Below are 23,582 nucleotides of genomic sequence, written 5' to 3'. Positions count from 1 at the left end.
GCTGTGGACGATATCGGCCAAGAAAAGTTGTTCCCCGGTTTTGTCCCCAGCGCCCCGACAAAGCCTACAGCGGGGCGAATTGTGGACAAGGTGCCATCTGATACAGTCGCTTTCACCGGATCGGCTTTTTCATCCAGCCTTGTCCACAACAGCCCACAGCCTGGAACCGCGCTTGTGAACAAACCCCAGAGTTTCTTCCACCTGCACCTGATTTCCGACGCCACCGGCGAGACGCTGCTGGCGGCCGGCCGCGCGGCGTCCGCCCAATACAAGGACGCGCGCGCCATCGAGCATATCTATCCGCTGATCCGCACCGAAAAACAGGTCGCCAAGGTGTTCGAGGACATCGAGGAGGAACCGGGGATCATTCTCTACACCGTCGTCGACCAGAAGCTCGCGCGCAGCATCGACGAGCGCTGCGCCGCCATGGGCCTGCCATGCGTTTCGGTGCTGGAACCGGTGCTCAGCGTCTTCCAGTCCTATCTCGGCACCCCGGCCGGCCGGCGCGTCGGCGCCCAGCATGTGCTCGACGCCGAATATTTCCGCCGCATCGACGCGCTGAACTTCACCATGGAGCATGACGACGGCCAGCTGCCGGCCAACATGGACGATGCCGATATCGTGCTGATCGGCATCTCGCGCACCTCGAAGACGCCGACCAGCATCTATCTCGCCAATCGCGGCATCAAGACCGCCAACATTCCGATCGTGCTCGGCGTGCCGCTGCCGGAAAGCCTGATCGCCGCCAAGACGCCGCTGATCGTCGGCCTGGTCGCCACCGCGGAGCGCATCTCGCATGTGCGGCAGAACCGCATCCTCGGCAACACCGCGCCCTATGTGTCGACCGACTATATCGACCGCGCCGCGATCAATGAGGAGCTCGCCTATGCGCGCCAGCTCTGCACCAGGCATGGCTGGCCGATGATCGACGTCAGCCGGCGCTCGATCGAGGAAACGGCGGCGGCCATCGTTGCCCTGCGGGGAAAGACGCGCTAGGGCAGGCGATATAAGTGAGCACTCCGTCCAACACCCCTCATCCGACCGAGCTTCGCTCGGCCACCTTCTCCCACAAGGGGAGAAGGAAGAACGTGGCGCCGGCGTCCCGCAAATACCGCCAGGTGGCGATTTGCAGCAGCGTTAGCGCAGGACTTTCCTTCTCCCCTTGTGGGAGAAGGTGGATCGGCGCGATAGCGCCGAGACGGATGAGGGGTGCTGGACGGAACGCGACCGTTGGGTGAACCAGCATGGCCGAGAAAATCATCCTCGCTTCGGGCAGCCCGTTCCGCAAGGCGATGCTCGTCAATGCCGGGCTCGACATCGAGGCGGTTCCGGCAGAAGTCGACGAGCGCGCGCTCGAGGCGCCGTTGCAGGACAGCGGCGTGTCTCCCGAAGACGTCGCCTCGATCCTCGCCGAGGCCAAGGCGACCGAAGTCAGCGAGCGCAGGCCGGGCACGCTGGTGCTTGGTTGCGACCAGACGCTGTCGCTCGGCGACGAAATCTTCCACAAGCCGGCCGACATGGAGGGCGCGCGGAGGCATCTCCTGGCTTTGTCCGGCAAGACCCATCAGCTGAACAGCGCCGCCGTGCTTTGCCGCGACGGCGAAGTGCTGTGGCGCCATGTCGGCGTCGCCAGCCTCACCATGTGCAAGCTCGATCCCGCCTTCATCGGCCGGCATCTGGCGCGCGTCGGCGCCAAGGCGCTGTCGAGCGTCGGCGCCTACCAGATCGAGGGCGAGGGCATCCAGCTCTTCGAGAAGATCGAAGGCGATTATTTCACCATTGTCGGCCTGCCGCTTTTGCCGGTGCTGAAGGAGCTGCGCGCATTGGGAGCCATCGATGGCTGAGAAAAAGGCCTTTGTCACCGGCCACCCGATCGCGCATTCGCGCTCGCCAAAGATCCACGGCCACTGGCTGGCGAAATACGGCATCGACGGCAGCTACCGGGCGATCGACGTTCGGCCGGAGGATTTCGCCGCTTTCCTGAAATCCCTTGGCGAGAACGGCTACCGCGGCGGCAATGTCACCATCCCGCACAAGGAAGCCGCCTTTGCCCTGGTCGAGCGCCGTGACGAGGCGGCCGACGCGATCGGCGCCGTCAACACGCTGTGGTTTGAGGATGGCGTTCTCTGGGGCGGCAATACGGACGGCTACGGCTTTGCCGCCAACCTCGATGACTATGTTCCGGGCTGGGCAACCAATGGCCCGGCCGTGGTGCTGGGAGCAGGCGGCGCCTCCCGCGCGGTCATCCATGCGCTGAAGGAGCGCGGCATCAAGGACATCCGCATCGTCAACCGGACGCTCGCAAGAGCCGAGGAACTCGGCCGCCACTTTGGCGCCGGCGTATCGGCGCATGGCGCCGGCGCGGTCGGCGAGCTGCTCGGCGATGCCGGCCTGCTCATCAACACGACAGCACTCGGCATGCATGGCAACGGAACCCTTGCCGCCAATCCGGCCGGTCTGCCCGGCCACGCCATCGTCACCGACATCGTCTATGTGCCGCTCGAGACACCGCTTCTGGCGGCGGCGAGCGCCCGCGGCCTGAAGACGGTCGATGGCCTCGGCATGCTGCTGCACCAGGCGGTGCCCGGGTTCGAGCGCTGGTTCGGCAAGCGGCCGGAAGTGACGCTGGAATTGCGGCGCATGATCGTCGCCGACATCGAAGCCCATTGAGATGACGGGCAAAGTCATGATCGTGCTCGGCCTCACCGGATCGATCGGCATGGGCAAGTCGACCACGGCAAAAATGTTCGCCGAGGCCGGCGTGCCGGTGCATGATTCCGACGAGACCGTGCATCGCCTCTACGCCGGCAAAGCCGCGCCTTTGGTCGAAGCGGCTTTTCCCGGCACGACGCAAGCGGGCGTGGTCGATCGCGCCAGGCTGGCCGAGAAAGTGCTGGGCGATCCGGCCGCGCTGAAGAAGCTGGAGGCGATCATCCATCCGCTGGTGCGCGCGGATGCCGATGCGTTTCTGGCCAGGCATCGCGCCGCCGGCGCGCCGCTCGCCGTGCTCGACATTCCGCTCTTGTTCGAGACCGGCGGCCGCAACCGCGTCGATAAGGTCGTGGTCGTCACCGCGCCGGCCGAGATCCAGCGCGCCCGCGTGCTGGAGCGGCCCGGCATGAGCGAGGCGAAATTCGAAGCGATTCTCGCCAAGCAGGTGCCGGACGCCGAAAAGCGCCATGAGGCCGATTTCATCGTCGACACCGGCCAGGGTTTTGCAGCCGCGCGCGCCGCAGTCGAGGCGATCATCGGGGAATTGACGGGGGATAAGTCTGGCGGGAACGCTTCATGACGCCTACTGTCAGCAGTCCCCATTGCCATTTTGTTCCGGTTCGTGATTCTGCTCTTTAGAGCGGACTGATTCGGATGCGTGAGATCATCTTCGATACGGAAACCACCGGCCTCGATTTGCGCGACGACCGCATCATCGAGCTTGGCGGCGTCGAGCTGGTCAACCGCTTCCCGACCGGCCGCACCTTCCACAAATTCATCAATCCGCAGGGTCGCGCCATTCACGCCGAGGCGCAGGCCGTGCACGGCATCAGCGCCGACGACCTGGTCGGCAAGCCGACTTTCACGGAAGTCGTCGAGGAGTGGTTGGCCTTCACCGACGGCGCCAAGCTGATCGCCCACAACGCCACCTTCGATATCGGCTTCCTCAACCTCGAATTCAGCCGGCTCGGCCATCCGGCCATCGATATCGGCCGCGTCGTCGACACGCTGGCGCTGGCGCGCCGCAAGCATCCGATGGGCCCGAATTCGCTGGATGCGCTCTGCCGGCGCTACGGCATAGACAACACCCGCCGCACCAAGCACGGCGCATTGCTCGACTCCGAATTGCTGGCCGAGGTCTATATCGAGCTCATCGGCGGCAAGCAGGCGGCGCTGGTCCTGGAGTCTGTTGCAATGCAGATGAACGGTTCCGGCGAGGTCGCCGATATCGACATCAGTATCGGCGCCAGGCCGATCGCCCTGCCGCCGCGCCTGACCGAAGCCGACCGAGCGGCGCACGCCGGCCTTGTCGGCACGCTTGGCGAGAAGGCGCTGTGGCTGAAAGTGGCGGCCGCGGGTTAACGGACAATCGGACAGGCAGCGATCCTTCGCGCCCCCCTCTGCCCTGCCGGGCATCTCCCCCACAAGGGGGGCGATTGGCTGTTTCGCCGCCTCGCCTGGTTCTTCAGCGCTTGAGATTGGCGAAATCCGTCGCGACATCTGATCTCCCCCCTTGTGGGGGAGATGGCCGGCAGGCCAGAGGGGGGCGCTGTCCCGCCAGCATTTCCAACAAAAAACCCAGCACGAAGCTGGGTTTTTCGATAGTTGCGATGGAGCGCGCGCCTCAGCTCACCTGCACCTTGCTCGCCGCCTGGTCCTCGGCGATGCGCTGCTGGAACATCTGCGCGAAATCGATCGGGTCGAGCATCAGCGGCGGGAAGCCGCCGTTGCGGGTGGCGTCGGCGATGATCTGGCGGGCGAAGGGGAACAGAAGCCGCGGGCATTCGATGAACAGGATCGGCAGCATGTGCTCCTGCGGGAAGCCGCTGATGGCGAAGACGCCGCCATAGACCAGCTCGACATTGAACAGCACTTCCTGGTCGAAGGAAGCCTTGGCGTTCAAGGTCAGGTTGACGTCGAACTGCTTGTCCGAGAGCGGATTGGCGTTGACGTTGACGTTGATGGCGATGCCCGGAGCCTTGTCGCGGCCGCGCAGCGAATTCGGCGCGCCGGGGCTTTCGAAGGACAGGTCCTTCACATACTGGGCGAGCACGTTGAGCGAGGGCTGTGCCTGGTTGCCGTTGCCGTTGGCGGCGCCTGCCGCGGCGTCATCGTTGCTGGCCATGAGCCTTTGTCCTTTTGCCTGGTCAGCATTGCTGACCGGATTGAAATCGGGGGTTCGCTATCATGCTCGGCAGGACAAGACAAGTTTTGCCGCCGTCGGGCGGTCACAGGTCGGGACCTAGTTTCCTTTGGGCGGTCGGCTCAGTCTGCGCTTTCAGGTGACATGGCTTGGAGATTGGCCGAAACGCCCATCGCGAAGTTGGGAGGCTTCCGCCAATCCCCGGCGTTTGCGCTTCGGTGAAATGCTGCCCGCCGACAAGCCTGCAACCTTACAAACTCCCGGTGTCGAGGGACCTAGTCGTCTTTCAGCCGCCGCCAAGGGGAATTGTGGTCCGGCCCGCGCGTATAATCGTCGGCGCGCGAATAGTCGCTGTCGTCGAGGTCGATCACCTTGTCGCGGCTGCGGGCGCGAAAGCCGCTGCTGAAGCTCGTCGCCATCACGATGCGGTTCTTGAGCAGCCGCCAGGCAAAATCGCGCACCGGCGGCAGGAGCAGCAGGATGGCGATGATGTCGGTGATGAAGCCCGGAATGATCAAAAGGATCGCCGCCAGCACGATCATCGCGCCATGCGCGAGCTGGCGGCTGGGATCGCGCCCGGCATCCATTTCCGCCCGCACCCGCGCCATCACCCCAAAACCCTGGTGCCGAAGCAGCAGGCTGCCGGCAACGGTGGAGAGGATGACCAGCCCGACCGTCGCCAAAGCGCCCACTTCGCGGCCGACGATGACGAAGCCGGCGATCTCCAGCAGCGGCAGCAGGAGCAGGAAGAGCGGGAACAGTGAAACGCGCAAGTCTTGACCGATCGCTTTCTTGTTTGCGGGCCTGCGGGCAATCGCCGCTGGCACTGGGGCCATTAGATAGGTATGGCTGCCTTTGATTTGAATGATTGCGCCCGCCGTTCTATATGCTTTGGGTGTTGAATGCTATGCGACCGCCGCCATTGTGAGACTCCGGGTGAGGCTCTGGTGGTCCGGCCAGGACAGGGATCGAATTGGCGGAAGATATGGGTTTCTTCGACTTCGGCACGATTTTCTTCTTGATTGCGGCAGTTGTGATCTTTTTCCAGCTGCGCAACGTGCTTGGACGTCGCACCGGAAACGAGCGCCCGCCCTTCGATCCCTATTCGGCGAACCGCACGCGCGACCAGGACGCGGCGCAGAAATCCGAGAATGTGGTGTCGCTGCCGCGCAAGCGCATGCCCGGCGAGACGGCGGCCGAGACCTATGCCGAGATCGACGCTTTCGCCAAGCCCGACAGCGATCTCAACAAGGGCCTGCGCACGATCAAGGACAACGATCCGGCTTTCGACCCGAAAACCTTTGTCGACGGCGCCAAGATGGCCTATGAGATGATCGTCATGGCCTTTGCCGACGGCGACCGCAAGACGCTGAAGAACCTGTTGTCGCGCGAGGTTTATGACAGCTTCGTCGCCGCGATCGGCGAGCGTGAGGCGAAATCGGAAAAGATCCAGTCTTCCTTCGTCGGCATCGACAAGGTCGACGTCGTCGCCGCCGAGATGAAAGGCACCGAGGCGCATATTACGCTGCGCATCGTCAGCGAGCTGATTTCGGCGACCCGCGACAAGGTCGGCGCCGTCATCGACGGCGATCCCGAGAAAGTCGCCGAGGTCAAGGATGTCTGGACCTTCTTCCGCGATACCCGCTCGCGCGATCCGAACTGGAAGCTCGTCGCCACGGAAGAAGAAGACTGAGTCTAGGTGGCGGCTGCCGTGTCGCTATCTTCCCAATTCAGCGAAAAATCCTTCGGCGACCTGCCCGGCTGGGGCGAGGACGATCACCTCGCCGCTTTCGCGGCGTTCAAACGTTCCGCCTTCCATGTGCTGACCAAGCCCTATCGCACCGGTTCGCTCGGCGTCGCATTCGACGCTTTTGCCGAGGCTTATGCCGAAGCGCGCTCCGTTTCGCCGGCGAATCGGTCGGAGGCGCGGTCCTTCTTCGAGCGCCATTTCGTTCCGATGCTGGTGGCAGCCGAAAACGGCGGCGCCGGCCTCGTCACCGGCTTCTATGAGCCGGAGGTCGAGGCCTCGCCGATCAGGACGGAGCGGTTCGTCGTGCCGCTGCTTTCCCGCCCCGCCGACCTGATCGATATCGATGAGAAAAACCGCCCCGCCGGCATGGATCCCTATCTCGCCTTCGCGCGCGATACGCACTCGGGGCTGGTCGAATATTGCGATCGCGGCGAGATCGAGCGCGGCGCGCTCTCCGGTCGGAAGCTCGAGATCGCTTGGTTGGCCGACAAGGTCGATGCCTTCTTCATCCATGTGCAGGGCGCGGCGCGGCTGAGGATGACCGACGGCAGGCTGTGCCGGGTCACCTATGCCGCCAAATCCGGCCAGCGCTTCACCGGTCCCGGCAGGATCCTGAGCGAGATCGGCGAAATTCCGCTGGAAAAGGTGACGATGCAGTCGATCCGCGCCTGGTTCAAGGCGCATCCCGGCCGCGTCGACGAGATCTTGTGGCAGAACCGCTCCTATATCTTCTTCCGCGAAGCCCCGGTCGAGGACGCGGCGCTTGGGCCTATCGCCGCCGCCAAGGTGCCGCTGACGCCTGGTCGCTCGGTCGCCGTCGACCGGCTGCTGCACACCTTCGGCACGCCTTTTTACATCGATGCGCCGACGCTGACCGCCTTCGAGCAAAAACCGTTCCGGCGGCTGATGATCGCGCAGGACACCGGCTCGGCCATCACCGGACCCGCGCGGGGCGACCTCTTCGCCGGGTCGGGTGATGCCGCCGGGGAAATCGCCGGCGTCGTGCGCAACGCCGCCGATTTCCATGCGCTGGTCCCGCGCGGGCTGATCGACGGGAGGTTCCGGTGACCCGTCGCGACGACAAACTCAGCGAGGACGACCGCATCCTCTGGAATCTGGTGGCGCGGTCGACGCGGCCCCTGAAAGGCAAGTTGAAAGGCAAGGCCGCGGTCGAGATCCCCGACATCGTCGAGCCCAAGCCTGTGCCGGCGCCCCCGCCGGTCAACGGCGTTGCGGCCACCGTTGCGAAACCGAAGACGCAGCACGTCTCGCATTCGCTCGACGACCAGACGCACGAAAAACTGAAAAAAGGCCGGTTGCCGATCGAGGGCCGCGTCGACCTGCACGGCATGACGCAGGACGAGGCCTATTCGCTGCTGTTGACCTTCCTGCACCGGGCGCATGCCGGCGGCATCCGCTATGTGCTGGTCATCACCGGCAAGGGCTCTTCGTCGGGCGGCGACGGCATCTTGCGGCGCTCGGTGCCGCATTGGCTGTCGACACCGGCCTTCCGCCACCTGGTCTCCAGCCACGATCATGCCGCCCGCAACCATGGCGGCTCGGGCGCGCTCTATATCCGGCTGAGACGAACGCGGTCATGAGGGTGCCGGCCATGAGGACGCAACAGTGACCCCGTTCGGTGAAAGGCTCAGGGCGCTGCGCGCCGAGCGCGGCGTCAGCCAGAAGGCTATGGCCCAGGCCATCGGCGTCAGCGCGGCCTACCTGTCGGCGCTCGAGCATGGCCGCCGCGGCGCCCCGACCTGGACGCTGATCCAGAAGATCATCGGCTATTTCAACATCATCTGGGACGATGCCGAGGACCTCGCCCGCCTCGCCGAAAGTTCGCATCCAAGGGTCAGGATCGACACCTCCGGCCTGTCGCCCGCCGCGACCGAGCTGGCGAATCTGTTGGCCGAAAGCATCGAGAAGCTGGACGAGGCGGAGCTGCGGAAGATCACGGCGTCGGTTCGGGCTGCGCTGAGAAGGTAGTTCCACAAATGAACGCTAGGCATCTCCTCGATTTCAGCCGAAGGTTAGCGAGATAGGCCGCGATCCTTCGCGCCCCCTCTGTCCTGCCGGACATCTCCCCCACTTGGGGGGAGATTGGCAACTTCGCCGAAGGCGCCATTTCTGCAACGTTGGCGATTGGCGAAAGCCGGCGCGACATCCAATCTCCCCCCTTGTGGGGGAGATGTCCGGCAGGACAGAGGGGGGCGCTGTCCCGCCAGCATTTCGGATTTCCTGCATCGCTGCGGCGATCAGAGTGACGGCATGAATCTCAACGCCTGCGCCCGCCGGCCCAAACTTACGCCGTCGCCGCTATTTTTGCCTCTTGCCCAAAAGGGGCCGTCCATACATGACGAAGCGAAGGTGGGTACCGAACCCTACTGCACCGAGCCCACCAGCACCGGCTGGCCGTCGCGGATCGAGACCCAGCGGCCGGTGTTGTCGATCGCCTGCCGCTTCAGATAGCGGTAGCCGGTCGCGTCCCAGGCTTTGACCTTGTCGGTCAGATTGTCGAGGATGTAGTCGCCCTTGTCGGTGCGCACCGTCAGCACCGAATGGCCTTCCCCGTCGGGCTTGCGCACGACGGTGATCAAGAGATCGGCTAGCGACATGCCCATGCGATAGAGCTCGCGCCGCTTCTCCAGCACATAGTCCTCGCAGTCGCCAAAGCCGTTGTCCGGATAGGTCCAGACCTCGTCCTTGCCGTAATTGTCGAGATCGCTCATCGGCTTGACGGCGGCGTTGACCCTGGCGGTCACGCCGGCCAGCTTGCGCCACAGCCCGCCGGTCATCTTGGCCGGCTCGAGATCGGTCGGGCGGATGTTGCATTCACTCGGATGCGACCTGCAGAAATCGTAGTGTCCGATCGGCTGCGAGGTCAGGCCGCCTGTCGTCATGGCGCCCGCCGCCCATGCCGGCACTGCCCAATGGGCCGAGATCGCCAGCCCTGCGACTGCACACAAACGCAGCATCCGCGCCATCGGTGAGGAGTTCATTGTCCCCCGGTCCGCCCTGTTCTTTTATTAACGAAACGTTAAAGGCGATTTACAGTCCGTGTCAATTAGAGACAACGACTAGTTTGACGGCATGGTTACCCGCGCGATCCCGGCAGCGGCTCTTTCGCAACAGACGCATCGGGCAACGCCAAAAAGCCGCCTAATGGCGGCTGGGGCACGCCTGCTCTTCGCTCAGCTCTTGGCGGAGCGGACCAGCTTCGGCTTCGCGGCCACCCGGGTCTGGCGGCCATAGCTGGTGATGAAGTCGACGATGCGCGGCACGATCTCGGAGCGGAACCGCGAGCCGTTGAAGACGCCATAGTGGCCGACGGCCGGCTGCATGTAGTGGGCTTGCCTGTCGGCCGGGATGTTCACGCAAAGGTCATGCGCGGCCTGGGTCTGGCCAAGGCCGGAAATGTCGTCGTTCTCGCCCTCGACGGTGAAGAGCGCGACGTTGCGGATGGCGCCCGGATCGACGGCTTCGCCGCGATGCTTCATCTCGCCCTTCGGCAAGGCATGCCGCACGAACACCGTGTCGACGGTCTGCAGGTAGAACTCGGCGGTGAGATCCATCACCGCCAGATATTCGTCGTAGAAGTCGCGGTGCTTCTCGGCGCTGTCGCCATCGTTCTTCACAAGGTGCATGAAGAAGTCCTTGTGGGCGATGATGTGGCGGTCGAGGTTCATGCTCATGAAGCCCGAAAGCTGCAGGAAGCCGGGATAGACCTCGCGGCCGAAGCCCGGCACCGGCCACGGCGCCTGCATGATGACGTTGTCGCGGAACCAGTCGATGCCCTTTTCCTCGGCCAGAAGATTGACCGCGGTCGGATTGCGGCGGGTGTCGATCGGGCCGCCCATCAGCGTCATGGTCGACGGCACGAAGGGATCGCCACGCTTTTCCATCAGCGCCACCGCCGCCAGCACCGGCACCGAAGGCTGGCACACGCCCATCACATGGGTGTCCGGACCCAGCGCGTGGAACATCTCGATGACATAGTCGATATAGTCGTCGAGATCGAAGCTGCCCTTCGACAGCGGCACCATGCGGGCGTCGACCCAGTCGGTGATGTGCACGTCGGCGTGCGGAAGCATCGCCTCGACCGTGCCGCGCAGCAGCGTCGCATAGTGGCCGGACATCGGCGCCACGATCAGCAGCTTCGGATCGGGCTTGCGCCCGGCGGGAAGCGAACGCTCGAAGCGGATGAGGTTGCAGAACGGCTTCGACCAGACGGTTCTTTCGGTGACGTCGACGGTCTTCCAGTCGACCACCGTCTTGGTCAGGCCGAATTCCGGTTTGCTGTAGCGGCGCGTCGTGCGCTCGAAGAGTTCGGCGGCCGCCGCGACCGAGCGGCCGAGGGGTGTGTGCGAGATAGGATTGAGCGGGTTGGAGTAGAAGAACCGCACCGCGTCGGCGTAGAGACGGGCGGGCTGCAGCGCCGCATGGTTCATTTCGTAGAGCTGGTAGAACATCGGGAACCCCGCTGCTGCCTGACGACCAAAGGGCCGACGAGCAGCGCCGAGCCTTGAATGTCTCGCAGCGAGGTTAACAAGATATTGTTGCGATGCAATACGTCACTTGGCGTGACGAATGCTGCTTTCGTCGAAACTGTTGAAAAGCGGCGCCCGGCGGCAGAGCCGGCTCAATGTGCGGTGCCGAAATATGTAGGAAATGTGTCCGGCCCCCTCTGCCGGACACTCAGACCATGATCCCGAACCGAAGGTCCGCGTCAGCGAACAGTGGAAACCGGTTTTCGGAAAAGATCATGGTCCAAGGAACGGCTAGACCCGCGCCATGCAGACTGCGGTGTGGCCCGAGCCGATGAAGCCGAGCTGGCTGGCGGCGCCGCGGGAGAGGTCGAGCACGCGGCCCCTGACGAACGGTCCGCGATCGTTGATGCGCACGACGACGCTGCGGCCGTTGTTCTTGTTGGTGACCCTGAGCTTGGTGCCGAACGGCAAGCTGCGGTGGGCTGCGGTCAGCGCGGCGGGGTTCATGCGCTCGCCGGAAGCGGTTCTCGAATGCAGCGCATACCAGGAGGCGCGGCCGCATTGCGCGGCGGCCGAGGAGGCGGTCGAGGCGCCAGCCATCAGGCCAGCCGCGACCGTTACCGCGACAAGCGCGGTGCGGTTGGTTTTCTTCATCTTTTAGGGGTGGGCTCCGTTTATAGACAACCCGCCGTATGTGTCGAATGAGGCGGGAAATGCGGCAGCGGTCTGGCGGTTCCATGGCAAGTGCACACGTTTGGAGTCGCCGCGAAACAGTTTGTCATGATATTTTCGCTGTGCACGGGCGTACTCTTTGTGAAGATCGCGCCGATTTGCGGGAAGTCTTGAGTAGGATCGGCCGTCAGTCTGCAAGTAGAAGAGGGAGCGACTGCCTCGCCTCCTTATTCTCTTTTAATGCATGCGCATTCCGGTGGAAAATCGACTTTCCGGGGGGATTTTTCTGATGCGACTGATCAGGAATTTGCTGGCGCTGATCGTGCTGGCCATCGGCGTGTTGTGGTCGCTGCAGGGCCTCGGGCTGGTCCAGGGCAGCTTCATGACCGGCCAGAGGCAATGGCTCTATATCGGGCTGACCACCGTGGTGGTCGGCCTGCTCGGCCTCGGCTGGGCGAACCGCTCGCGCGTTTGACAGGGAAAAAATCCACGCCGGCGGGACAGCGCCCCCCTCTGCCCTGCCGGGCATCTCCCCCACGAGGGGGGAGATCAGCCGTCATCGCGGCTTTCGCCAATCGCCAATGCTGCAGGACTGAGCGGGGCGCCAAAGCTGCCAATCTCCCCCCTTGTGGGGGAGATGTCCGGCAGGACAGAGGGGGGCGCGAAGGATCGCTACCGATCTCACCCTTGCGCCGCCCTCACGCTGCCTTTGCCGCAGGCTTGGCCGACTTGACGTGGGTCACGCTGCGGCGTCCGTCGACGCTGACCGGCACGTCGCCGTCGACGGTGGCGCGGCGCACGATCCGGTGCTGGTCGCCATAGTCGTTCACCGCATAATGCTGGGTGGCCCGATTGTCCCAGATCGCGACGTCGCCAGCCTGCCACCGCCACCGCACGGTGTTCTCGGGCGTGGTCACATAGCTCTGGAACAGCTCGTAGAGTTTTGAAGAATCGCCCCTCGACAGACCGACAAAGCGCTGGACGAAGTTGCCGAGCAGCAGCGAACGCTCCCCGGTTTCCGGATGCACGCGCACGACAGGGTGCTCGGTTTCGTAGACGGTCGAGGTGAACACCTCCTCGAAATGCTTCCGTTCCTCTGCCGAAGCGCGAGGACGCACGGCAGCGTAGTCATAGGCATTGCTGTGAATGGCCCAGAGATTGTCCGCCAACAGTTTCAGCGGCGCCGGCAGGCTTTCATAGGCGGCATGCGTATTGGACCAGATGGTGTCGCCTCCGGCCGCCGGAATGACGACGCCGCGCAGGACGGAGAATTTTGGATAGGCGTCGACGAATGTCACGTCGGTATGCCATTGGTCGGCACGGCCGCCGCCGCGGCTCGAATCCAGGTTGAGGATCGAGGCCGTGCCCGCGACCGGGCCTTGCGTCGGATGCGGCACAAGATCCCCGAGGCGCCGGGCGAACAGTTCATGCTCGGAATCGTCGAGATGCTGCTGCGCGCGGAAGAAAACGACCTTGTGCTTCAAAAGAAGCTGATTGATCGCCGCAATGGTGGCGTCCGACAGGTTTGCGCCGAGGCGGATGCCTCTGATTTCCGCCCCGACGCGGGCGGTCAGCGGAATGACATCGGTCGCTGGAATGGTCTGGTCGACAAGGGCCGGGTTGCTCATGGGAATCTCCTGGTTGCTGGTGGGGAAAGGGGAGGTCTGCGCAGGCTGATCACTGCGACCAGTACTGCCAGGCCCAGTAGAAACTCTCGTCGCGCGGCGGCAGGCGGTCGCGCTCGGAATCCAGCCGCACCGGCGCCGGCGATTTCGGCCTGTCCTGCTGCGGCTTGGTCTCTTTTGTCCTGGCAAGCAGCCAGTTGCCGATCTCAGCGAAAAGCACGGCGGTGGAATGCGTCATCGTCATTCTCCTTGTTTCGCTCAATCCTTGCCCGCCCATGGCACCAGCGCCCGCTCGACCCTGCGGATGACGAACTCCAGCGCGAAGGCGATCGTCGCGATCACCAGGATGCCCATCACCACCACGTCGGTGACCAGGAACTGCGCCGCCGACTGGATCATGAAGCCAAGCCCGCGCGTCGCCGCCACCAGCTCGGCCGCGACCAGCGTCGACCAGCCGGCACCGAGCGCGATGCGCAGGCCGGTGAGGATCGACGGCAGCGCGCTGGGCAGCACGACATGACGGACAACCTGTCCTTGGGTCGCGCCCAGCGAGCGCGCCGCATCGATGCGCTCGCGCGAGACGCCGCGCACCCCGGCGGCCGTCGACAGCGCCACCGGCGCCAGCATGGCAATCGAAATCACCAGGATCTTCGACGGCTCGCCGATGCCGAACCAGATGACGATCAGCGGCAGATAGGCGAGCGGCGGGATCGGCCGCAGGAACTCGAGCAGCGGATCGAACACGCCGCGCCCGATCCTGCTGATGCCGATGGCAAGCCCGACCGGAATGCCGACGATGATCGCCGCGACCAGCGCGGCGAACACGCGCCAGAGGCTCGCGGCAATGTGCTGGAGAAGCGTCGCATCGACGAAACCGTCGCGGGCGACCACGACGAACTTGGCCCAGACGGCGGCGGGCGAGGGCAGGAAGACAGGCGAAACGAGCTGCAGCCGAGCCGACAACGTCCAGGCGCCGAGCAGAATGAGGATGGTGATGGCGCTGATCGGCCGCGCCGAGATGCTCGTCCGCTTCGGCCGCGGTTGCGACCACGGCACCGAGAAGCCATCGGCATCGCCGGCTTTCGCTCCGGGCCGTTCGCTGTAGCTGCTGACGCTCATGCCGCCTCTCCCTCGAAAATCGCATCGGTCAGCTCCGCGCGGGCCGCGGCAAAGGCTGGGTCCGCCTTGATGGCGCGGATCGGCTCGCCGGCCGCATAACGGCGGCCGAAATGCGTTTCGAAGGTCCGCACCACATGGCCGGGTCCCGGCGCCAGCACGACGATGCGGGTGGCGAGCACCAGCGCTTCCTCGATGCCATGGGTGACCATCAGCACGCCGACTTGGGCAGCGGCCCAAAGATCGAGCAGCGTCGTCTGCATGCGCTCGCGCGTCAGCGCGTCAAGCGCGCCGAGCGGCTCGTCCAGCAGTAGGAATTCCGGCTCGGCGGCGAGCGCCCGGGCAAGGCCGACGCGCTGGCGCATGCCGCCGGAGAGCTCCCAGATGCGTCTGTCGCCGGCATTGTCGAGGTTGACCAGCTTGAGCAATTCATCGGCGCGCCGCGCCCGCTTGTCGGCGGCCACGCCGCGCAGCCTGAGCGCGAAGGCGACGTTTTCGCGCGCGGTCAGCCAGGGAAACAGCGCATCGTTCTGGAAGACGACGGCGCGGTCCGGCCCAGGCGCGGTGATCGGCCGGCCGCCGATCGTGGCCCGGCCGCGCGCCGGCTCCACCAGTCCGGCGGCGACGTTGAGCAGCGAGGTCTTGCCGCAGCCTGAGCGGCCGACCAGCACGACGAAGTCGCCCTTACTGATGTCGAGCGAGACGCGTTCGACCGCTGGCGCGGGCTGGCCTTCGTAATGGACGGTGACCTTGTCCAGGATGAGATGCGGCATTGGACTTAAAACCTCTGCTGCTGGGCCGGAAAAGGGGTGCCTGCCCCGAAACCGCTCCTCGTCAGCGGTCCGGGACAGGCAGGCGCGCGGCAGGGAAGAAAGCCGCGCGAACTTTCAGTGCCTCAGTTCGAGGCAAGCGCCTCGCTGGCATATTTGGCCGTGACGTATTTCGAATAGTCGGGAAGCACCGCGTCGATCTTGCCCTGCTCCTTGAGGAAGGCGGACGTCGCCGCGATCGCCTTGACCGTGGCGCCGCCGAGGAACTTGTCGGAGGCTTGCTCCTCCAGCGTCGGGAAGACATAGCCCTTGAGCAGTTCCGACACTTCTTCCAGCTTGGCGCCGGTGAGCTTGGCGATCTTGCCGGCCTCGGGTGAGGACACCGACCAGGCTTCGGGCTTGGCCAGGAATTGGGCATAGGCCTCGCCGGTCACCTTGACGAAGTCGCGCACGGCCTCCGGATGCTTTTCGGCGAAGTCGGCGCGCACGATCCAGGCGTCGAAGGTCGGCGCGCCCCAGGCCGCCACCTGTGATGAGTCCAACACGACCTTGCCGGAGGTCTTGATCTGGCCGAGCGCCGGGTCCCAGACATAAGCCGCGTCGATGTCGCCGCGCGCGAAGGCGGCGGCGATTTCCGGCGGCCTGAGGTTGAGGATCTCGACGGCCTTCGGATCGACGCCCTCATGCTTCAGCGCCGCAAGCAGGCTGTAATGCGTGGTCGACACGAAAGGCACCGCCACCTTCTTACCGGCGAGGTCGGCGACCTTCTCGATGCCGGCGCCGTTGCGGGCGACCAGCGCCTCCGAGGGGCCGATCAGGCCGACGACGAAGATGGTCTCAATCGGCAGCTCGCGGCTCGCCGCCGCGGCCAGCGGGCTCGAGCCGACATAGCCGATATCGACCGAGCCGGAGGCGATCGCCGCAATCACATCGGCGCCGGAATCGAATTTGCGCCAATCGATCGTGGCCTTGGTGGCTTTTTCGTACGCGCCGTCGGCCTGCGGCACTTTCGAGGGCTCGACCACCGTCTGGTAGCCGATGGTGATCTTGAGGTCGTCGGCCGCGGCCGGACCGAGATAGGCGGCGCCGGCAAGGGCGGCGGACGACAGAAGCAGAATGCGTCTGGAAATGGCTGACATGAAAGGCTCCCAACGGAAGAGAAAACCGGATTGCCTTTCCATAGTCGGTTAATTCTATCGGGTTTGTAGAGTTAAATCCTTCCAAGCGAATCGGCTGCAATGGAAAAAAGTCGCCCGGAATTGATTGCGAGGGCGCAAAAGGACGGTCGTGAATGGGTTCACCAACCGGCGGGCCTTGGAGATCGGCGAAGCCTTCATCCTTCAGCAAGGACCGAAGCGACCCCCGCAGACCCAAGATGTCTTTCTTGACGCGTTTGAGATTAGCGAAAGTCGGCGCGACATCCGATCTCCCCCCTCGAGGGGGGAGATTGGCAGCTTCACCGCCAGCACTATCGCATATCTCTGTCACCCTCACGAAAGGACCCCCGCGAACGAAAATCCTCCCGTCACCTTTTCCAGGTAAATCCGTGCCCCAGATAGCGGCGGAATTGAAACGGGGTTCCGTGCGCGGTGGGGTTAGTATAGTAATCTTATCAACATTAGGGAGAGAGAACGATGCGCGACCACCTGAACCGCATACCGCCAGTCGTTCGTGACGCCGGCCTGACGGCGGCTTAGGCTCGATCGCGGCCCTTCGACAGCTTCTGAATCCAGGTCATGATTGGACGCGGCAATTCCATCATCGTTGTCGGCGGCGGCGCCAGCGGCGTCGTGCTTGCCGCGCATCTCTTGAAATCGCCCAATCCCGATCTTCGCGTCACGCTGATCGAGAAGCGGCCGCATTTCGGCCAGGGCATGGCCTATTCGACGCTGCTTTCCGCCCATGTGCTGAATGTCAGGGCCTCCCTGATGAGCGCCTATGCCGACGACCCGGAAAACTTCGCGCGCTGGGTGCTGGAGCGCGGTCTCGCCCGGCCGGACCAGGGACCGTTCTACGCGCCGCGCAGCCTCTATGCCCGCTATCTGAAGGAATTGCTCGACGATCTCGAGGATCGCGAGCGCGAGACGGGAAGGCTACGCCTGATCCGCGAGGAGAGCCTGTCGATTGCGCCGACCGCGGCGGGCGTCGAGGTGGCCTTGGCCAACCGCACCAGCGTCGTCGGCCATCTCGCCGTTTTAGCCACCGGCCATGACGAGCAGCCGGGCGCCTTCCAGGGCCGCGCCATCCGGATGGGCTCGGAGGCGGACACCGTGCTCGACCCCGAGGCTCCGGTCCTGGTGCTCGGCACGGGCTTGAGCATGGTCGACGCTTTCCTCTCGCTCGAGCAGCGCGGCCATCGCGGCGAGATCATAGCTGTGTCGCGGCGCGGCCTGCTGCCCTCGCCGCACCGCAAGGGCAACCCGATCAAGCTCGACGTTGCCGACATACCGCTCGGCACCCAGCTTTCCTATTTCGTCAGCTGGTTCCGCAACCTGATCCGCGAGAACCAGAAGGCCGGCGGCGACTGGCGCGACGTCGTCGACGGCTTAAGGCCCTTCAACCAGAAGATCTGGCAGAACTGGCCGTCCTCGGCGAAACGCCGCTTCGTCGAGCACACCAAGGCCTGGTGGGACATCCACCGCCACCGCATGGCGCCCGAGGTCTATGAGCGCGTCACCGAAGCGGTCCGCTCGGGCCGCATCCGTCTTGTCGCCGGCCGGGTGGTGGACATCGAACCGAACGATGGCTTTGCCATAAAAGTCCAGCAGCGTGGCACGCAGGCGCTCGAAACGCTCGAAGTCGCCCGCATCTATGACTGCATGGGCATTGCCCGCGACATCTCAACCACGTCCAACGGCGTCGTGCGCTCGCTGGTCGAGCGCGGCCTGGCGCGGCCGGACCCGCTGCGCCTCGGCCTCGACGTCACCGCCAGATGCGAGCTGATCGCGGCCGACGGCACGGTGTCGTCAAAGCTCCTCGCGGTCGGACCGCTGACCCGCGGCACCTTCTTCGAAATCGACGCCATTCCGGATATCCGCGTCCAGTGTGCCAGGCTGAGCAAGCAATTGCTGGGCTAGTTCCCGTTCGGGCTTCAGCCGCCAAGCGCCTCGCACACCACCCGCGCGGTTTCGGCGCCGGAAAAATTCTGCTGTCCGGTGACGAGGTTGCCGTCGCGCACGGCAAAGCCGCGCCACAGGCCGGCCTGGACATAGTTGGCGCCGATCGCCTTGAGCTCGGCCTCGATCCGCCACGGCATCAGGTGCTTGCCGCGGTCGAGCGCGCCCATCTCCCAGGTCGCCTTGTCGGCGAAGTCCTCCTCGATATTGGCAAAGCCGGTCACCGTCTTGCCGGCGGCAAGCAGCGTTCCGTCGGCGCGTCTGGCGTAGCGCAGGATGGCGGTGCCATGGCAGAGCGCGGCCGCCACCTTGCCGGCTTCATGGAAAGCGACGAATGCTTGCTGAAGACCGGTGGCGTGCTCGTAGGTGAACATTGGTGACTGGCCGCCGGCGACGACGATCGCGTCGAAGCGCTCGACATCGATCTCGGCCACCGGCCGCGTGTTGTCGACCAGGGCTGCCAGTTTCGGGCTCGAAATGAAGCCGAGCGAGATGAGGTCGGTCTCCGAATAGCCTGACGGATCGCGCGGGTCGCTCAGCGCATCGGCCTCGCATTTGCCGCCCTCGGGCGAAAAGATCTCGACTTGATAGCCGCGTTCGGTGAAGGTGAACCAGGGATGCGTCAGCTCGCTCCACCAGAAGCCGACCGGCCATCCGGTCGTGGTCGAGACGGCCGGATTGGCGATGACGATCGCCACGCGCTTGGGTCTCCGGGCGTTGACTGGATTGGCGTCTCGCACACTCATGATTGCTTCTCCTCAATGAAGTCTATGCCGGGCACAGCGGCCGGTCGCCTCGCCACATGGCCGGGTAATTTTCGCTTTCGTCGCGGTCCGGCCTTGCCTACGATCGGGCGCATGACCCAACGCGGTAGACTTTATGGCTGTCCGGTCGAGTTCGCGCTCGACGCGCTCGGCGGCAAGTGGAAGACGGTGATCCTGGCGCGAATCAAGGAGAAGCCGCTGCGCTATTCCGAATTGCGCCGCATGATCCCCTCGCTCTCCGACAAGATGCTGACGCAGCGCCTGGCCGATCTCGTCGAGATCGGTTTCGTCACGCTGGAGGCGTCGCCCGACGGCAAGGGGCGCTACACGGTGACCGAGCGCGGCCACGATCTGGCCGCCGCGCTGCAGGCGCTCTATGACTGGGGCAGCGTGCACGGGCGGGCCGAGGGCGTGCGCTTCCGCACCGATGTCGAGGCCGCAGCCTAGCACAGCGAGTCTCTCAGGCCGCATCGGCAAGCGCGCCGCGAAAGCCCGCGACGTCGGTGATGACGGCTTCGCCGAGGAAACGAAGCGTGGCCATCGAGCGGTCGCGTGCCTCTTTGCTGCCGAAGCCGCAGGCGTCCTCGATCACCACGGCGACAAAGCCGTTGTCGGTCGCCTGCCGAACCGTCGGCTCGATGCCGATCTCCATGGCGATGCCGGCGAGTGCCACGGCGCGCACGCCACAATCGCGCAAGGCTAAGCCGAGCGAGGTGGAATCGAAAGCCGACATGGTCAGCTTGTCGAACACCGCCTCGTCCGCGCGCGGCTCCAGTTCCGGCACGATCCGCGTCGCCTCGGCGTCGCGCAGAAACCAGGGCTCGACCGCGTCGGGGTCGTCGCGCCGCTGCCAGGCCATGGCGGTGCGCAATTGCGTGGCGCCCATCCATGTCTTCGGCAGGGACAGGTGGCGGGTGAACGCCACCCGCATGCCCGCCGAACGCGCCGCTTCCAGCACGGTGCCGGTGCGCTCGATGATGGCTGCGGCGCCCGCGACCTGGCGGCAGATACCGATCTGCATGTCGTAGACGACCAGCGCCATGCGGCGCGGATCGCACCATTCGGCCAGGCTGGCCGGGATTTCGATGCCTTGGCTCGACCGGATCATGCCGCGGTCCGATCCCAGGGCTTCGCGATGTCGACGGTCGGGTCGAACAGGAATTCGAGCGGCAGCGGCGCGTCGAAGGCGATGAAGTGCCATTCCAGCAGCCCGGCCTTGGACAGCGGGAAGTCGTCGGTGTAGCGCCTGGCCGCTTCGACGCTGTCGAGCTCGAAGACGATGATGACGCCGCCGACATCGGCGCGCGCGTAGTTCTCGCGCACGATGCCCGCCTTCCAAAGCCGCCAGACATTCGAGACCTCGTCGCGCAGGTAGGGTCTGAGATCGTCGAGCGTGACGCCGGGCTTGAAATTGTCAAAGGCAAGAATCTTCATCGGCTGTTCCTTGCATTGGCCCCGCGCAGTGTTCGGCTAGCATGGCGAAATCGGCGGCGGCAACGAACGACATGGTTCGTTGAAACGGCCGACCTGGTATGCGGAAGACGTTGGCGCTTCACGCGCGGCGACCCCCTCTGTCGCCTTCGGCGACATCTCCCCCTCGAGGGGGGAGAACAGGCGGCCTGGAATTTCATTCCCCCACTCGCCGCCGGATTGGCACGATCTATCTTCTTTCCAACGGCGATCGGCTGGAAAAGACGCTAGTTTCGACCCATGGAGCAGCTGACATGAGCGTGCACAGGAAAGCGGCGCCCGACGGCGCGGAAAGCACTTTGTCGCGGTTGCGGCCGCCTTATGCCTCGGTGCTCGACCTGATCGGCCAGACGCCCGTCGTCGAGCTCACCAAATTCGACACCGGCAAGTGCCGGCTGTTCATCAAGCTCGAAAGCCAGAACCCCGGCGGCTCGATCAAGGACCGCATCGCGCTGTCGATGATCGCGGCGGCCGAGAAGGCGGGCCAGCTGAAGCGCGGCGGCACAATCGTCGAGGCCACGGCCGGCAACACCGGCCTCGGCCTCGCCCAGGTCGGCATTCCGAAAGGCTATCGCATCATCCTGGTCGTGCCCGACAAGATGTCGCGCGAAAAGATCCAGCACCTGCGCGCTTTGGGCGCCGAGGTGCACATGACCCGCTCCGACGTCGGCAAGGGCCATCCCGAATATTACCAGGACATGGCCGAGAAGATCGCCGCCGAGCTGCCCGGCGCCTTCTATGCCAACCAGTTCGCCAACCCGGCCAATCCGCTGGCGCACGAAACCACGACCGGCCCGGAAATCTTTTCGCAGCTCGGCGGCGATGTCGACGCGGTGGTGGTCGGCGTCGGCTCCGGCGGCACGCTTACCGGTATCGGTCGCTATTTCGCAAAACATTCGCCGAAGACCGAGATGGTGCTGGCCGATCCGGTCGGCTCGGTGCTGGCGCCGCTGATCAAGACCGGCAAGATGCAGGAGGCCGGCAGCTGGACCGTCGAAGGCATCGGCGAGGATTTCGTGCCGCCCAACGCCGATCTGTCGCTGGTCAAGAAGGCCTATTCCATCACCGACAAGCAGAGCATGCTGACGGTGCGCGATCTTCTGTCGAAGGAAGGCATCCTCGCCGGCTCGTCCTCCGGCACGCTTCTGTCGGCAGCACTCCGCTACTGCCGCGAGCAGACGACGGCCAAGCGCGTCGTCACCCTGGTCTGCGACAGCGGCAACAAGTACCTGTCGAAGGTCTTCGACGATTTCTGGCTGGCCGAGCAGGGCCTTGCCGAGCGCGAGCAGCATGGCGATCTGCGCGATCTCGTCATGCGCACCTACCGCACCGGGGACACAGTCTGGGTCGGTCCTGAGGAGAGCCTGCTCAACGCCTATGGCCGCATGCGCCGCTCCGATGTCTCGCAATTGCCGGTGCTCGATGAGGGCAGGCTGGTCGGCATCGTCGACGAGAGCGACATCCTGGCCAAGGTCGACGGCCCCTATGACGGCCGCTGGGACCGTTTCAACGCGCCCGTCCGCACCGCCATGACCTCGACCTTGCACACGCTGCAGGCCAGCCAGACGCTCGATGCGCTGCTGCCGGTCTTCGACCGCAACGAGGTCGCCATCGTCTTCGATGGCGAGGAGTTCATCGGCCTGATAACCCGTATCGACCTGATCAACCATTTGAGGCGCCGCGCAAAATGACGTCCACCGGCAAGAACCGCCTGGCCTTTTCCACCCGCACCATCCATGGCGGCCAGAGCCACGATCCGACGACCGGCGCGGTGATGGTGCCGATCTACGCCACCTCCACCTATGGCCAGCAGTCGCCCGGCGTGCACAAGGGTTTTGAATATGCGCGCAGCCAGAACCCGACGCGCTTTGCCTTCGAGCGCGCGGTGGCCGACCTCGAAAGCGGCACGAACGCCTTCGCCTTTGCGTCAGGCCTGGCCGCGATCGCAACTGTGCTCGAGCTGTTCGATGCCGGCGCCCATGTGGTGGCCACCGACGACATCTATGGCGGTTCCTTCCGGCTGATGGAGCGGGTGCGCAAGCGCTCGGCCGGCCTGCAGGTGAGTTTTGCCGACTTCACCGACCTTGCCGCCGTCGAAGCCGCCATCCGGCCCGAAACAAAACTGCTCTGGGTCGAGACGCCGACCAACCCGCTGCTGCGCGTCGTCGACCTCGAGGGCCTTGCGGCGCTCGCCAAGCGCAAGGGCTTGATCACGGTCGCCGACAACACCTTTGCCAGCCCTTACATCCAGCGGCCGCTGGAGCTCGGCATCGACATCGTCGTCCATTCGACGACGAAATACTTGAATGGCCATTCCGACATGGTCGGCGGCGTGGCGGTCGTCGGCGACAACAAGGATTTGGCCGACCGGATGAAATTCCTGCAAAACGCCATCGGCGCCATTTCCGGTCCCTTCGACAGTTTTCTGGCGCTGCGCGGCATAAAAACCCTGGCGCTGAGGATGGAGCGCCATTCCGCCAACGGCCTGAAGATTGCGCAATGGCTGGAGACGCGCAAGGACGTGCGCCGCGTCATCTATCCCGGCCTCGCCAGCCACCCGCAGCACGCCATCGCCGTCCAGCAGATGCACGCCTTCGGCGGCATGATCTCGGTCGACCTCGATCGCGACCTAGCGGGGACAAAACGCTTCCTCGAACGCACCCAGCTTTTCACGCTGGCCGAAAGCCTCGGCGGCGTCGAAAGCCTGATCGAGCATCCGGCGCTGATGACACACGGCTCTATTCCTCCCGAAAAGCGCGCGGCAAACGGCATCTCCGATTCGCTGGTGCGGCTGTCCTGCGGGATTGAGGATGGGGATGATCTGATCGCGGATCTGGAGCAGGCGCTGCAGGGTTAAACAGCCTTCGTCGTGATCCTTCGCGCCCCCCTCTGTCCTGCCGACCTGTCTTTCGTCATTCTAGGATCTGCGCGCGTCGCTTCGCTCCTTGCTCCGC

General features: G+C 64.7%; 27 protein-coding genes. 14 read left to right on the top strand and 13 right to left on the bottom strand.

Features of this window, described 5'->3' with window-relative positions; genetic code table 11:
- Positions 1 to 174: 174 nt before the first annotated feature.
- The 5 genes from AC4FWB_RS24815 to dnaQ all read left to right on the top strand — a co-directional run bounded on the left by AC4FWB_RS24815 (position 175) and on the right by dnaQ (position 4,074).
- Positions 175 to 996 carry a pyruvate, water dikinase regulatory protein gene (locus AC4FWB_RS24815; protein ID WP_126097020.1) on the top strand — a complete coding sequence of 274 codons (822 nt, stop codon included), beginning with the start codon at positions 175 to 177 and terminating at the stop codon, positions 994 to 996.
- Positions 997 to 1,244: 248 nt separating this feature from the next.
- A complete protein-coding gene (locus AC4FWB_RS24810) occupies positions 1,245 to 1,844 on the top strand; it encodes a Maf-like protein (RefSeq protein ID WP_491028864.1) in 600 nt (199 codons plus the stop codon).
- Positions 1,837 to 2,670, top strand: coding sequence for a shikimate dehydrogenase (locus AC4FWB_RS24805; RefSeq protein ID WP_491028863.1), 834 nt, complete (start codon positions 1,837 to 1,839; stop codon positions 2,668 to 2,670). The genes AC4FWB_RS24810 and AC4FWB_RS24805 overlap by 8 nt, the downstream gene beginning before the upstream one ends.
- A 16-nt stretch (positions 2,671 to 2,686) precedes the next feature.
- Positions 2,687 to 3,292, top strand: a complete 606-nt coding sequence (gene coaE / locus AC4FWB_RS24800; protein WP_491028873.1) for a dephospho-CoA kinase — start codon at positions 2,687 to 2,689, stop codon at positions 3,290 to 3,292.
- Positions 3,293 to 3,366: 74 nt separating this feature from the next.
- Complete coding sequence (gene dnaQ, locus AC4FWB_RS24795) at positions 3,367 to 4,074, top strand: DNA polymerase III subunit epsilon (RefSeq protein ID WP_491028862.1); 708 nt, start codon at positions 3,367 to 3,369, stop codon at positions 4,072 to 4,074.
- Positions 4,075 to 4,336: 262 nt separating this feature from the next.
- Here dnaQ and secB read toward each other — a convergent pair whose 3' ends face one another.
- The gene (secB, locus tag AC4FWB_RS24790; protein WP_059189571.1) at positions 4,337 to 4,837 is read right to left on the bottom strand and encodes a protein-export chaperone SecB; all 501 of its coding nucleotides are present in this window, start codon (positions 4,835 to 4,837) and stop codon (positions 4,337 to 4,339) included.
- A gap of 293 nt (positions 4,838 to 5,130) precedes the next feature.
- Positions 5,131 to 5,628, bottom strand: coding sequence for an FxsA family protein (locus AC4FWB_RS24785; protein ID WP_491028861.1), 498 nt, complete (start codon positions 5,626 to 5,628; stop codon positions 5,131 to 5,133).
- Positions 5,629 to 5,840: 212 nt separating this feature from the next.
- Between AC4FWB_RS24785 and AC4FWB_RS24780 the strand changes: the two genes are divergently transcribed.
- Genes AC4FWB_RS24780 through AC4FWB_RS24765 form a run of 4 tightly spaced genes read left to right on the top strand, consistent with a single transcriptional unit; the run spans position 5,841 to position 8,594 of the window.
- Positions 5,841 to 6,548 (top strand): Tim44/TimA family putative adaptor protein, encoded by a 708-nt coding sequence (locus tag AC4FWB_RS24780; RefSeq protein ID WP_491028860.1) that lies wholly within the window; start codon positions 5,841 to 5,843, stop codon positions 6,546 to 6,548.
- Positions 6,549 to 6,566: 18 nt separating this feature from the next.
- Positions 6,567 to 7,673, top strand: coding sequence for a murein transglycosylase A (mltA, locus tag AC4FWB_RS24775; RefSeq protein WP_491028859.1), 1,107 nt, complete (start codon positions 6,567 to 6,569; stop codon positions 7,671 to 7,673).
- Positions 7,670 to 8,206 (top strand): Smr/MutS family protein, encoded by a 537-nt coding sequence (locus AC4FWB_RS24770; protein ID WP_491028858.1) that lies wholly within the window; start codon positions 7,670 to 7,672, stop codon positions 8,204 to 8,206. Before mltA ends, AC4FWB_RS24770 begins: the two co-directional genes overlap by 4 nt.
- A gap of 25 nt (positions 8,207 to 8,231) precedes the next feature.
- A complete protein-coding gene (locus AC4FWB_RS24765; protein ID WP_491028857.1) occupies positions 8,232 to 8,594 on the top strand; it encodes a helix-turn-helix domain-containing protein in 363 nt (120 codons plus the stop codon).
- A 395-nt stretch (positions 8,595 to 8,989) separates the two neighbouring features.
- On the opposite strand, the gene AC4FWB_RS24760 is transcribed toward AC4FWB_RS24765, so the two are convergent.
- From AC4FWB_RS24760 to AC4FWB_RS24750, 3 genes are all read right to left on the bottom strand, one after another.
- The gene (locus tag AC4FWB_RS24760; RefSeq protein WP_491028856.1) at positions 8,990 to 9,607 is read right to left on the bottom strand and encodes a transglutaminase-like cysteine peptidase; all 618 of its coding nucleotides are present in this window, start codon (positions 9,605 to 9,607) and stop codon (positions 8,990 to 8,992) included.
- A 192-nt stretch (positions 9,608 to 9,799) separates the two neighbouring features.
- Positions 9,800 to 11,077 (bottom strand): polyhydroxyalkanoate depolymerase, encoded by a 1,278-nt coding sequence (locus tag AC4FWB_RS24755; protein WP_491028855.1) that lies wholly within the window; start codon positions 11,075 to 11,077, stop codon positions 9,800 to 9,802.
- A 309-nt stretch (positions 11,078 to 11,386) separates the two neighbouring features.
- Positions 11,387 to 11,749, bottom strand: coding sequence for a septal ring lytic transglycosylase RlpA family protein (locus AC4FWB_RS24750; RefSeq protein ID WP_491028854.1), 363 nt, complete (start codon positions 11,747 to 11,749; stop codon positions 11,387 to 11,389).
- Between the two features lie 307 nt (positions 11,750 to 12,056).
- Between AC4FWB_RS24750 and AC4FWB_RS24745 the strand changes: the two genes are divergently transcribed.
- Positions 12,057 to 12,242 (top strand): hypothetical protein, encoded by a 186-nt coding sequence (locus tag AC4FWB_RS24745; protein WP_491028853.1) that lies wholly within the window; start codon positions 12,057 to 12,059, stop codon positions 12,240 to 12,242.
- A gap of 223 nt (positions 12,243 to 12,465) precedes the next feature.
- Here the strand turns inward: AC4FWB_RS24745 and AC4FWB_RS24740 are convergent, their stop codons facing one another.
- The 5 genes from AC4FWB_RS24740 to tauA form a co-directional block, all read right to left on the bottom strand.
- Positions 12,466 to 13,395 carry a TauD/TfdA dioxygenase family protein gene (locus AC4FWB_RS24740; protein ID WP_491028852.1) on the bottom strand — a complete coding sequence of 310 codons (930 nt, stop codon included), beginning with the start codon at positions 13,393 to 13,395 and terminating at the stop codon, positions 12,466 to 12,468.
- A 49-nt stretch (positions 13,396 to 13,444) separates the two neighbouring features.
- A complete protein-coding gene (locus AC4FWB_RS24735) occupies positions 13,445 to 13,630 on the bottom strand; it encodes a hypothetical protein (RefSeq protein WP_491028851.1) in 186 nt (61 codons plus the stop codon).
- Positions 13,631 to 13,650: 20 nt separating this feature from the next.
- Positions 13,651 to 14,511, bottom strand: coding sequence for an ABC transporter permease subunit (locus AC4FWB_RS24730; RefSeq protein WP_491028850.1), 861 nt, complete (start codon positions 14,509 to 14,511; stop codon positions 13,651 to 13,653).
- Entirely contained in the window at positions 14,508 to 15,281 is a 774-nt protein-coding gene (locus AC4FWB_RS24725) for a taurine ABC transporter ATP-binding protein (RefSeq protein ID WP_491028849.1), read from the bottom strand. The genes AC4FWB_RS24730 and AC4FWB_RS24725 overlap by 4 nt, the downstream gene beginning before the upstream one ends.
- Positions 15,282 to 15,403: 122 nt before the next feature.
- Complete coding sequence (gene tauA, locus AC4FWB_RS24720; RefSeq protein WP_491028848.1) at positions 15,404 to 16,417, bottom strand: taurine ABC transporter substrate-binding protein; 1,014 nt, start codon at positions 16,415 to 16,417, stop codon at positions 15,404 to 15,406.
- A 597-nt stretch (positions 16,418 to 17,014) separates the two neighbouring features.
- Here tauA and AC4FWB_RS24715 point away from each other — a divergent pair.
- Positions 17,015 to 18,355, top strand: a complete 1,341-nt coding sequence (locus AC4FWB_RS24715; RefSeq protein ID WP_491028847.1) for an FAD/NAD(P)-binding protein — start codon at positions 17,015 to 17,017, stop codon at positions 18,353 to 18,355.
- A 14-nt stretch (positions 18,356 to 18,369) separates the two neighbouring features.
- Here AC4FWB_RS24715 and AC4FWB_RS24710 read toward each other — a convergent pair whose 3' ends face one another.
- Positions 18,370 to 19,140, bottom strand: a complete 771-nt coding sequence (locus AC4FWB_RS24710) for a type 1 glutamine amidotransferase domain-containing protein (protein WP_491028846.1) — start codon at positions 19,138 to 19,140, stop codon at positions 18,370 to 18,372.
- Between the two features lie 111 nt (positions 19,141 to 19,251).
- Here AC4FWB_RS24710 and AC4FWB_RS24705 point away from each other — a divergent pair, with 111 nt between their 5' ends.
- The gene (locus AC4FWB_RS24705) at positions 19,252 to 19,605 is read left to right on the top strand and encodes a winged helix-turn-helix transcriptional regulator (protein WP_491028845.1); all 354 of its coding nucleotides are present in this window, start codon (positions 19,252 to 19,254) and stop codon (positions 19,603 to 19,605) included.
- A 13-nt stretch (positions 19,606 to 19,618) separates the two neighbouring features.
- Here the strand turns inward: AC4FWB_RS24705 and AC4FWB_RS24700 are convergent, their stop codons facing one another.
- Both AC4FWB_RS24700 and AC4FWB_RS24695 read right to left on the bottom strand, forming a co-directional pair.
- Positions 19,619 to 20,266 (bottom strand): cysteine hydrolase family protein, encoded by a 648-nt coding sequence (locus AC4FWB_RS24700; protein ID WP_491028844.1) that lies wholly within the window; start codon positions 20,264 to 20,266, stop codon positions 19,619 to 19,621.
- On the bottom strand, positions 20,263 to 20,592 hold the full coding sequence (locus AC4FWB_RS24695; protein WP_491028843.1) for a hypothetical protein: 330 nt from the start codon (positions 20,590 to 20,592) through the stop codon (positions 20,263 to 20,265). The genes AC4FWB_RS24700 and AC4FWB_RS24695 overlap by 4 nt, the downstream gene beginning before the upstream one ends.
- A gap of 290 nt (positions 20,593 to 20,882) precedes the next feature.
- Between AC4FWB_RS24695 and AC4FWB_RS24690 the strand changes: the two genes are divergently transcribed.
- Together AC4FWB_RS24690 and AC4FWB_RS24685 are read left to right on the top strand one after the other, a co-directional pair.
- Positions 20,883 to 22,319, top strand: a complete 1,437-nt coding sequence (locus AC4FWB_RS24690) for a pyridoxal-phosphate dependent enzyme (RefSeq protein ID WP_491028842.1) — start codon at positions 20,883 to 20,885, stop codon at positions 22,317 to 22,319.
- The gene (locus AC4FWB_RS24685) at positions 22,316 to 23,485 is read left to right on the top strand and encodes a trans-sulfuration enzyme family protein (RefSeq protein ID WP_491028841.1); all 1,170 of its coding nucleotides are present in this window, start codon (positions 22,316 to 22,318) and stop codon (positions 23,483 to 23,485) included. Before AC4FWB_RS24690 ends, AC4FWB_RS24685 begins: the two co-directional genes overlap by 4 nt.
- The last annotated feature ends 97 nt before the right edge of the window (positions 23,486 to 23,582 follow it).

It is taken from the genome of Mesorhizobium sp. LEGMi-168a (assembly GCF_058312955.1).
The sequence above is the reverse complement of the archived record's forward strand: the minus strand, read 5'-3'. Positions and strand labels throughout refer to the sequence as shown.

Bases quoted from the DNA above. Each gene is read 5' to 3' on its own strand.
- AC4FWB_RS24810 (WP_491028864.1), top strand. From the start codon at position 1,245: ATGGCCGAGAAAATCATCCTCGCTTCGGGCAGCCCGTTCCGCAAGGCG.
- AC4FWB_RS24805 (WP_491028863.1), top strand. From the start codon at position 1,837: ATGGCTGAGAAAAAGGCCTTTGTCACCGGCCACCCGATCGCGCATTCG.
- coaE (WP_491028873.1), top strand. From the start codon at position 2,687: ATGATCGTGCTCGGCCTCACCGGATCGATCGGCATGGGCAAGTCGACC.
- dnaQ (WP_491028862.1), top strand. From the start codon at position 3,367: ATGCGTGAGATCATCTTCGATACGGAAACCACCGGCCTCGATTTGCGC.
- secB (WP_059189571.1), bottom strand. From the start codon at position 4,837: ATGGCCAGCAACGATGACGCCGCGGCAGGCGCCGCCAACGGCAACGGC.
- AC4FWB_RS24780 (WP_491028860.1), top strand. From the start codon at position 5,841: ATGGGTTTCTTCGACTTCGGCACGATTTTCTTCTTGATTGCGGCAGTT.
- AC4FWB_RS24760 (WP_491028856.1), bottom strand. From the start codon at position 9,607: ATGAACTCCTCACCGATGGCGCGGATGCTGCGTTTGTGTGCAGTCGCA.
- AC4FWB_RS24755 (WP_491028855.1), bottom strand. From the start codon at position 11,077: ATGTTCTACCAGCTCTACGAAATGAACCATGCGGCGCTGCAGCCCGCC.
- AC4FWB_RS24750 (WP_491028854.1), bottom strand. From the start codon at position 11,749: ATGAAGAAAACCAACCGCACCGCGCTTGTCGCGGTAACGGTCGCGGCT.
- AC4FWB_RS24745 (WP_491028853.1), top strand. From the start codon at position 12,057: ATGCGACTGATCAGGAATTTGCTGGCGCTGATCGTGCTGGCCATCGGC.
- AC4FWB_RS24740 (WP_491028852.1), bottom strand. From the start codon at position 13,395: ATGAGCAACCCGGCCCTTGTCGACCAGACCATTCCAGCGACCGATGTC.
- AC4FWB_RS24735 (WP_491028851.1), bottom strand. From the start codon at position 13,630: ATGACGCATTCCACCGCCGTGCTTTTCGCTGAGATCGGCAACTGGCTG.
- AC4FWB_RS24730 (WP_491028850.1), bottom strand. From the start codon at position 14,511: ATGAGCGTCAGCAGCTACAGCGAACGGCCCGGAGCGAAAGCCGGCGAT.
- AC4FWB_RS24725 (WP_491028849.1), bottom strand. From the start codon at position 15,281: ATGCCGCATCTCATCCTGGACAAGGTCACCGTCCATTACGAAGGCCAG.
- tauA (WP_491028848.1), bottom strand. From the start codon at position 16,417: ATGTCAGCCATTTCCAGACGCATTCTGCTTCTGTCGTCCGCCGCCCTT.
- AC4FWB_RS24715 (WP_491028847.1), top strand. From the start codon at position 17,015: ATGATTGGACGCGGCAATTCCATCATCGTTGTCGGCGGCGGCGCCAGC.
- AC4FWB_RS24710 (WP_491028846.1), bottom strand. From the start codon at position 19,140: ATGAGTGTGCGAGACGCCAATCCAGTCAACGCCCGGAGACCCAAGCGC.
- AC4FWB_RS24705 (WP_491028845.1), top strand. From the start codon at position 19,252: ATGACCCAACGCGGTAGACTTTATGGCTGTCCGGTCGAGTTCGCGCTC.
- AC4FWB_RS24700 (WP_491028844.1), bottom strand. From the start codon at position 20,266: ATGATCCGGTCGAGCCAAGGCATCGAAATCCCGGCCAGCCTGGCCGAA.
- AC4FWB_RS24695 (WP_491028843.1), bottom strand. From the start codon at position 20,592: ATGAAGATTCTTGCCTTTGACAATTTCAAGCCCGGCGTCACGCTCGAC.
- AC4FWB_RS24690 (WP_491028842.1), top strand. From the start codon at position 20,883: ATGAGCGTGCACAGGAAAGCGGCGCCCGACGGCGCGGAAAGCACTTTG.
- AC4FWB_RS24685 (WP_491028841.1), top strand. From the start codon at position 22,316: ATGACGTCCACCGGCAAGAACCGCCTGGCCTTTTCCACCCGCACCATC.